6 protein-coding genes are annotated in these 7088 nt (G+C 60.0%); all 6 read right to left on the reverse strand.

What is annotated here, in order from left to right:
- Positions 1 to 52: 52 nt before the first annotated feature.
- Entirely contained in the window at positions 53 to 1054 is a 1002-nt protein-coding gene (holA, locus tag ACI43T_RS08305) for a DNA polymerase III subunit delta (protein ID WP_405386448.1), read from the reverse strand.
- Positions 1055 to 1537 (reverse strand): LPS-assembly lipoprotein LptE, encoded by a 483-nt coding sequence (locus ACI43T_RS08310; protein WP_405386450.1) that lies wholly within the window; start codon positions 1535 to 1537, stop codon positions 1055 to 1057. It lies immediately after the preceding gene.
- Between the two features lie 94 nt (positions 1538 to 1631).
- Complete coding sequence (locus tag ACI43T_RS08315) at positions 1632 to 2942, reverse strand: sulfate adenylyltransferase subunit 1 (RefSeq protein ID WP_405386453.1); 1311 nt, start codon at positions 2940 to 2942, stop codon at positions 1632 to 1634.
- Positions 2943 to 3104: 162 nt separating this feature from the next.
- Positions 3105 to 4364 carry a glutamate-5-semialdehyde dehydrogenase gene (locus tag ACI43T_RS08320; RefSeq protein ID WP_405386455.1) on the reverse strand — a complete coding sequence of 420 codons (1260 nt, stop codon included), beginning with the start codon at positions 4362 to 4364 and terminating at the stop codon, positions 3105 to 3107.
- Positions 4365 to 4765: 401 nt separating this feature from the next.
- Positions 4766 to 5788: a lipopolysaccharide heptosyltransferase II gene (gene waaF, locus ACI43T_RS08325; protein WP_405386457.1), complete on the reverse strand. Its 1023-nt coding sequence runs from the start codon at positions 5786 to 5788 to the stop codon at positions 4766 to 4768.
- Positions 5789 to 5868: 80 nt separating this feature from the next.
- Positions 5869 to 7088, reverse strand: a 1220-nt coding sequence (locus ACI43T_RS08330) for an MFS transporter (protein ID WP_405386459.1), incomplete at its 5' end; no start/stop codon positions are given.

Here is a 7088-nt window from a genome sequence, read left to right on the forward strand (position 1 = left end):
AACGGCATTTTACAGTATTTTCGTCCGGCGGTGGAACCGTATCGGCCTGCCTTTACGCCGCCAGGCCGACAACCAGCCGTTTGAATTCCGACCATGCATTGCCGTCTTCCGCGCCTTTGATGATGCGGTCGATTTTGGCGCAGGTTTGCAGGGCGGCGAGCAGGCGGCCGGTGCGGATGCGTCCGGCAGCCATCGGCGCCAGAGTCTGCTTGTCGCCCCACAGCCTCAGGCTGTTGCGCAGGGATTGGACGTTTTGCCCTTGCTTGAGCGCGGCGGTCAGGCGGATGAGGGTGCGGATGTCTTCGGCCACCGCCCACAGCAGCAGGACCGGTTCTTCGCCGCTTTCCTCCAAACCTTCGAGCAGGCGCGCCACGCGCAGGCCGTCGCCCTTCATCCACGCGCCCGCAAGCTGGAAAACGTCGAAGCGGGCGACGTTGGCCACGGCCGCTTCGGCGTCGGCCATATTGACGGTATGGCCCTGCGGGTGGAGCAGGGCGAGTTTGTCGATTTCTTGTTTGGCGGCCAGCAGGTTGCCTTCTACGCGCTCGGCAAACAGGGTCAGCGCGTCGCTTTCGATGCCGAGGCCGAGTTTTTTCAGACGGCCCCTTATCCATTGCGGCAGGGCGGCGGTGCCGACGGCTTTGGCTTCGAGCATGATGCCTTTGGCCGCCAGTGCGCCGAACCATTTGGCCTGCGTCTGGGCTTTTTCCAGCTTGGGCAGCATGACGACGGTTACGGTGTCTTCGGGCAGGTGTTCGGCCAGCGATTGCAGGGCTTCGCCGCCGTTTTTACCGGGTTTGCCGCCGGGAATATGGATTTCCAGCAGTTTCAGGTCGGCAAACAGTCCGGCGCTGCCCGCCGATTGCAGCAGTTCGTTCCAATCGAACGCATTGTCTGCGGTATAGACTTCGCGGTTGAGGTAGCCCTGCCGTTTGGCGGCGGCGCGCAGGGTGTCGAGCGCTTCTATCCGCAGCAGGTCTTCCTCGCCGTGAATCACATAAAGCGGTTTGAGCGGCGAGTCGGGACTGAGCTGTTCGATGTCTGCCGAGGCCATTTATTGCGGGGCTTTCAGGAAGGTAAGGCGGCGCACGATTTGTTCGGCGGCATCGGTACGCATTTCCGACCAGATGGTCTGTTCTTCTTCGGCCTTACCCAATACGTCGCTGTTGGCGTAATCCATTTTGCGGTTGACGACGACGGTTATCGGTTCGCCCAGCGGTTCGCCGTTGACCGACGCCTGTGCTTCGACGCGCAGAATCAGCAGGTATTCGTTGATTTCGGCGGCACGGGTGATGGTGTAGATGTCTTTGCGGGTATCGATGCGGCTGACGGTCAGCACGGCCTGCGCTTTGTCCGCGCCGACCGGATTGCCGTCGGCGTAACGCAGGGCTTTGTACAACGCCTGCTGCATGGTCTGTCCGTTGGCGATGTGCCATGCCTGGTAGGGAAGCGGATGGGAGATGCCGCCCATGCCTTTGGGGTGGAACCCGCAGGCGCCCAGCAGTAAGACGGCGGCAGTCAGAAGGATTTTGTTCATGTACGGCTTTCGGTTTGCAAAGTTACCGGGGGATTATAGCGTAACAGGCCGTCTGAAAACACTCTTCAGACGGCCTGCGGTCGGGATGCCGCACTCAGATTTCGAAACTGTCGGATTGGCCGCCGCCGCGTATCATGCCTGCGGCGACGGTGTGGTTGGTGGCTTCGTCTATCAGGATGAACGCGCCGAGGGCATGGTTTTCTTCGTAGGGCGCGGCGGCAATCGGCTGCTGGGTTTTGAGGCTGACGCTGCCGATGTCGTTGAGTTTGAGCGTGTCGGCGGATTCGACGCGGCTGAGGGTGTTCACGTCCCAAACGTAGGAAATCGCGCTGATTTTGACGGGGGTGGTTTGGGTGGTGTGTTTCAGCAGGTATTTGCGGCGCAGGTTGAGCGGAATGTCGTCGAACCAGCACAGCGCGGCTTGGAACTGCTGTTCGGGCGCGACGGGGCTGTCGGCGGCGGCGATGCTGTTGCCGCGCGAGATGTCGAGGTCGGTGTCTAGCGTAACGGTCAGCACTTCGCCTGCTTCGGCGGATTCGGTTTTGCCGTTTGGATTGTAGATTTCGGCGATTTTGGCGGTATGTCCGCCAGGCAGGATTTTGATTTCGTCGCCGGTTTTCAGACGGCCTGCTTCCAGCCTGCCTTGATAGCCGCGGAAGTCGTCGCTGCTGCTGCCGTCTTGCCGTGCGACGCGCTGCACTGGGAAAAGGGCGGCCTGGTCGGCGGCGTTTTGACGGTTAACGGGCAGGCTTTCGAGCAGGGGTAACAGCGGCAAACCTTGATACCACGGGGTTTGGCTGCTGGCGTTGACGATGTTGTCGCCTTTTAACGCGCTGATGGGCAGGAAGTGGATTTGGGCTTGGAGGCCGATTTGTTCTGCCAGCTTGCGGTAGGCGTCAGTGATGGCTTGATATTTGGTTTCGTCGAAGTCGAGCAGGTCGAGTTTGTTGACGGCGACGATGATGTTGGGGCAGCCCAAGAGTTTCAGAATCGCGCTGTGGCGTTTGGTCTGCGGCAGGAGGACGGGTTCGCTGCCGGAAAAATCGACACGCGTTGCGTCTATCAGGACGATGGCGGCGTCGGCGGTCGATGCGCCCGTTACCATGTTGCGGGTGTATTGTTCGTGTCCGGGCGTGTCGGCGATGATGAATTTGCGCTTGGGCGTGGCGAAATAGCGGTAGGCGACGTCGATGGTGATGCCTTGTTCGCGCTCGGCGGCAAGGCCGTCGGTGAGGCTGGCGAAGTCGGGCGTTTCGCCGTTTTCGGCGGCGCGGTTGAGTTTGTCGAGCTGGTCGGTCAACAGGGTTTTGCTGTCGTAGAGCAGGCGGCCGATGAGGGTGGATTTGCCGTCGTCGACGCTGCCGGCGGTGATGAAGCGCAAAAGCGGGGCGGTGGTTGCGGTCATGGTTCTTTCCTTATTTCTCAAACTGGACGTTACTTTAAACAGGCCGTCTGAAAATGGGAAAGAATGCTTGGTTTTAAAAAAAGATGATTTCGTTATATATCGGCAGGCCGTCTGAAATGCGGCGTTTCAGACGGCCTTTGGTTTCGGGCTGCCTAAGCCGTTTTACTTCCGTACCTGCCCGTCGCCCAACACAATCCATTTCTGCGAAGTCAGCCCGTGCAGACCGACGGGGCCGCGGACGTGGATTTTGTCGGTGGAAATGCCGATTTCCGCACCGAGGCCGTACTCGAAGCCGTCGGCGAAGCGGGTGGAGGCATTGACCATGACGCTGGCGCTGTCGACCGTACGCAGGAAGGTGCGGGCATCGGTGTAGGATTCGGTTACGATGCTGTCGGTGTGGTGGCTGCCGTGGGTGTTGATGTGGGAGACGGCTTCTTCGAGGCTGTCGACGATTTTGACGGAGAGGATGGGGGCGAGGTATTCGGTGTCCCAGTCTTCTTCGGAGGCCGTCTGAATGTGGGGCAGGATGGAAAGGGTACGCGTGCAGCCGCGCAGCTCGACGTTGCGGGCGGCGTATTTCTCCGCCAATACGGGCAGGATTTCGGCGGCGCGGCTTTGGTGGACGAGCAGGGTTTCCATGGTGTTGCAGGTGCCGTAGCGCGAGGTTTTGGCGTTGAAGGCGATGTTGACGGCTTTGTCGGCGTCGGCGGCACGGTCGATATAGACGTGGCAGATGCCGTCGAGGTGTTTGATGACGGGCACGCGGGCTTCGGCGGCGATGCGGGAAACCAGCGACTTGCCGCCGCGCGGGATGACGACGTCGATAAACTCTGGGCTTTGCAGCATGGCGCCGACGCTTTCGCGGTCGGTGTTTTCAATCAGGCTGACGGCTGCTGCGGGCAGACCGTTTTCAACTAACGCCTGCGTAATCAGTTTGGAAAGCGCCATATTGCTGTTGAAGGCTTCGCTGCCGCCGCGCAGGACGCAGGCGTTACCGGACTTGAGGCAGAGGGCGGCAGCATCGACGGTTACGTTGGGGCGGGATTCATAAATGATACCGACAACGCCCAGCGGTACGCGCATTTTGCCGATTTGCAGGCCGTTTTCGCGGGTGCGGAATTCGTCCATTTCACCGACGGGGTCAGGCAGGGCGGCAATCTGGCGCAAACCTTCGCACATGGTGTCTATGGTTTTTTCGCTCAGCCGCAGGCGGTCGAGCAGGGCGTCGTTCAAACCTTTCTGCGCGGCCTGTTCCATGTCTTGGGCGTTGGCGGCGAGGATGGCGGTTTGATGGTGTTTGATGAGTTCGGCGGTGCGCAGGAGTGCGGCGTTTTTTTGCGCGGTCTCGGCGGCGGCGACAACATAGGAAGCCTGCTTGGCGGCGGACGCGGTGCGGCGGACGTAGTCTTGGATGTTTTGCATGGTATTTCTGCGGGAAAAATGGGAATGGGTTGATGATAAGGTCGTCTGAACGGGAATTCAATACAAAACAGGGAGGAGGCGGTTAACTTGCGGTTTGTTTCGCGGCAGTATGGGGTTTCGAGGTCAATGGTGGCAAGGTCGTCTGAAAATTTGAAAGTGGGAATAACGATGGTGGATAAACACCGTATCGGGAATCGGTAGATTTCGCGAGCAAAGCCCACGCTACTTCTGTCTGAAAAGATAGGGTGAAGGAAAATAAGAAGCCTCTATGCCGTCATTCCCGCCTGCGCGGGAATGACGGCGTGGGTATTGCCATTTTAATCTGTTTTGGAAGGCAGGTTTCAGACGACCTTTTGTCGTATGGTCTTACTGCTGATTACAGGATTGTCGGTTGATGTTTATTAGGATTCCGTTTGCGCCAATTCCTCCGCCGCTTTTTGAACCATGTCCGGCGTGAGTTTGTTCAGGCAGTCGGTGTGTCCTAACGGGCATTTGCGTTTGAAGCAGGGCGAGCATTCGAGGTGCAGGCTGACGATTTTGGCTTTTGGGCTCAAGGGTGGGGTATGGTCGGGGCTGGACGAGCCGTAGGCGGCGACGAGTTTGCGGTCTAGGGCGGCGGCGAGGTGCATCAGGCCGCTGTCGTTGCAGACGACGGTGTCGGCGCAGGAGAGCAGGTCAATCGCTTCGGAAAGGTTGGTTTTGCCGCAAAGGTTGGTGCAGAGGTCGTCTGAAAGTCGGTTGATTTCTTCGGCGATGTCGAAATCTTTTTGCGAGCCGAACAGCCAAATCTGCCAGCCTTCCGCCAGATAGCGGCGGCCGAGTTCGGCGAAATGGCGCGCGGGCCAGCGTTTGGCGGGGCCGTATTCCGCGCCCGGACAGAAGGCGAGAACGGGTTTGTCCGTGGCCAAGCCGTATTTGGCAAGCGCGGCGGCGCGGCTTTCGGGGGAAATGGTGAAACGCGGGTTATCGGAATGTCCGTTGAAGTCCGCCTGCGTCGGATGGGCGAGGGCGGTGTAGCGGTCGACCATCAGGGGCAGGGCGGCTTTGTCGAGTTTGCGGATGTCGTTGAGCAGCAGATAGCGCGATTCGCCGACGTAGCCGGTGCGCTGCTTGATGCCGGTGGCGAAGGCGATGAGGGCGGATTTGAGCGAGCCGGGCAGTACGATAACTTGGTCGTAACCCTGTTTGCCCAGTTCGCGCCCGATGCGCCAGCGTTTTTTCAGTTCCAACGCGCCGTGTCCGAATGGGTTTTCAATAACGCGGCTGATTTCGGGCATACGCTCGAACACTGCCATCGACCATTTGGGCGCGAATGCGTCTATGGTGCAGCCGGGATGGAGTTCGTGCAGGCGGCGGTAAAGCGGCTGGGTCATGACGCAGTCGCCAATCCAGCTCGGGGTGATGATGAGGATTTTTTTGGACATGGTGGAGTGGTTGGTTTGGTTTCGCCGTATTTTAATATGGATTCAAAAGGCCGTCTGAAACATTTTCAGACGGCCTTTGCCTATGGCTCACCCGCATCAAACAAGCTTCGGCACGCATACAGCAGCCCGCCCGCCAATACGGCTAGGCCCACCGCCGCCCAGTACGCATCGGCATAGCCGACCGCCTTTGCCAGCCGCAGGGCGGCGAAACCGGCCGCGTAACTGCCGAGCAGAACCACGGAAAATTGCAGGCTGCTGTCGAGTGCGGCGGTGGCGCGGTCGGATTTGTCCATCACCAACGCCAGTATCACCGGCAGCAGCAGCGTGTAGCTCAGGCTCAGGGCGATGATTTGCGCGGGAGGCAGCCAAGGGTGGACGCGGGCGAGCGCGTCGATGGCGGTCATGGACGCTAAAAGCGGCAGTTGCAGCGCGTAGAGCAGGAACACGAGTTTACGGCGCGGATAATTGCGCGAAAACCAGCCCGACAGCGGCGTAACGATCAGGCAGGCAACAGGAATGCCCACCGCCAGAATCCCGCCCGTCTGCTTCGGAGTGAAGCCCAAATCCGCCAGCTTGGGCACAAAAGTCGCCGCCGCAAACGCATACGGTGCGGCAACGGTAAACAGCAAAACCAGCCACCGCCAGCCCGTTTCAGGCTGCTGCCAAAAGGAGACCAGCCGTGCCGCCAACGCCGTCAAACCGCCTTGCGCCGTCGGGCTTTCTGGCTCGCGGTAGCACAAGAGTTGCAGCAACATCAGCAGGGTGAACGCCAGCATAAAGCCCGCCGCCGCCGTCTGCCCGTGTTCCTGATACAGCCACAATACCAGCGCGCCGCCTATCATCTTGCCGCCGCGCGCCGCCATCGTCTGAATCACGCCGCCGAAACCGCGTTCGCGGTGCGGCAGAACGATGCACGACAAACCCAGCATCGCGCAGCCGTATACCGCCGACATGACCGAGAGCAAAACGCAGCAGGCCAGAAGCAGCGGGAAGTTCTGCGTGATGTCGGTACAGGCCATCAGCCCGAACACTGCCGAAAGCCCCAGCGTCGCCGCCAGCAGCCAGCCGCGAAACCGCCCGAACCGCCCCGCCGGCCGCCGCTCCATCAGCGCGGCAAACAACACCTTCGCCGCTTCGATACCGCCGATTAGATGTATCCAGCTCAGTTGGTTCAGGCTGTAACCGTGGTTTTTCAAAATAGCGACCAGCGCGACCAGATAAAAACCGGTCAGCGTGAATTTGTAGGTGCTACCGCCGATAAGCAGCAGCCAGTCGCGCGGGGCGGGGGATGTCGGGGTTG

The organism is Neisseria oralis (genome assembly GCF_045062685.1).
Classification (GTDB): Bacteria; Pseudomonadota; Gammaproteobacteria; order Burkholderiales; family Neisseriaceae; genus Neisseria; species Neisseria oralis.

What these genes read in the sequence shown, in the direction of transcription:
- holA (WP_405386448.1), bottom strand. Translation starts at nt 1,054, where the DNA reads ATGGCCTCGGCAGACATCGAACAGCTCAGTCCCGACTCGCCGCTCAAA.
- ACI43T_RS08310 (WP_405386450.1), bottom strand. Translation starts at nt 1,537, where the DNA reads ATGAACAAAATCCTTCTGACTGCCGCCGTCTTACTGCTGGGCGCCTGC.
- ACI43T_RS08315 (WP_405386453.1), bottom strand. Translation starts at nt 2,942, where the DNA reads ATGACCGCAACCACCGCCCCGCTTTTGCGCTTCATCACCGCCGGCAGC.
- ACI43T_RS08320 (WP_405386455.1), bottom strand. Translation starts at nt 4,364, where the DNA reads ATGCAAAACATCCAAGACTACGTCCGCCGCACCGCGTCCGCCGCCAAG.
- waaF (WP_405386457.1), bottom strand. Translation starts at nt 5,788, where the DNA reads ATGTCCAAAAAAATCCTCATCATCACCCCGAGCTGGATTGGCGACTGC.